The organism is Streptomyces sp. SID10853 (assembly GCF_010548145.1).
GTDB lineage: Bacteria > Actinomycetota > Actinomycetes > Streptomycetales > Streptomycetaceae > Streptomyces.
Genome location: NZ_JAAGLN010000495.1, coordinates 1 through 1024 on the forward strand (window position 1 = coordinate 1; position 1024 = coordinate 1024).

At 77.1% G+C, this 1024-nt stretch carries 1 pseudogene; it reads left to right on the forward strand.

From position 1 onward, the window contains the following. Positions 1-1024, forward strand: a pseudogene (locus tag G3I19_RS36600) (SEL1-like repeat protein); the annotation flags it as partial.

A 1024-nucleotide genomic window follows, 5' to 3' on the forward strand; every position in this document is an offset into this window, starting at 1 on the left:
TCGGCTTCCTGCTGCGCGACGCGGGCGACGAGGAGAGCGCCGCCGTCTGGTGGCTGCGTGCGGCCCAGGAAGGCGACGGGAACGCGGCCAACGCCCTGGGCGCCCTGCACGCCGCCCGCGGCGAGCAGCAGACCGCTGAGCGCTGGTACCGGGCCGCCATGGACGCGGGCGACGTCAACGGCGCCTACAACCTCGCCCTGCTCTGCGCTGCCCAGGAGCGGACCGCGCAGGCCGAGCAGTGGTACCGCCGCGCCGCCTACGCCGGACACCGTGAGGCGGCCAACGCCCTCGCCGTGCTGCTCCTGCAGAACGGCGACCCGGCGGGCGCCGAGCCGTGGTTCTCCAAGGCGGCCGAGGCGGGCAGCGTCGACGCCGCCTTCAACCTGGGCATCCTGCACGCGGGCCGGGACGACGACCACGGTGCCTTCGTCTGGTACGAGCGGGCGGCGGCGGCCGGGCACACCGAGGCCGCGCTCCAGGTCGGCATAGCGCTGCTCAGGGACGGCGAGGAGCACACGGCGGAGCGCCATCTGCGCTGTGCGGCGGGCGGCGGCAGCACCGAGGCGGCCTTCCGGCTCGGCGCGCTCCTCGACGCCAGGATGCCGCCGCCGGGCCCGCCGGTGCTCGGTGAGCCCGTCACCGAGAAGAGCGAGTGCGAGGAGTGGTACGAGCGCGCGGCCGAGCAGGGGCACCGCCGCGCCCAGGTCCGGGTCGGCATGCTCGCAGCCTCCCGGAACGACGTCGAGGCCGCGGCGGGCTGGTACCGCGAGGCCGCCGAGGCGGGCAGCCGCAACGGCGCCTTCAACCTCGGGCTGCTGCTGGCCCGCGAGGGCAACGAGCGCGAGGCCGGGCTCTGGTGGGCCCGAGCCGCCAACGCCGGGCACGGCCGGGCCGCCCTGCGCCTCGCGCTGCTCGCGATGCGCCGCAGCGAGCTGGGCGAAGGGCAGAAGTGGTGCAACCGGGCCGTGGAGCTCGGCCCCGCCGAGGTCGCCGAGCGCGCGGCGCGGCTCAGCGAGGCGCTGCG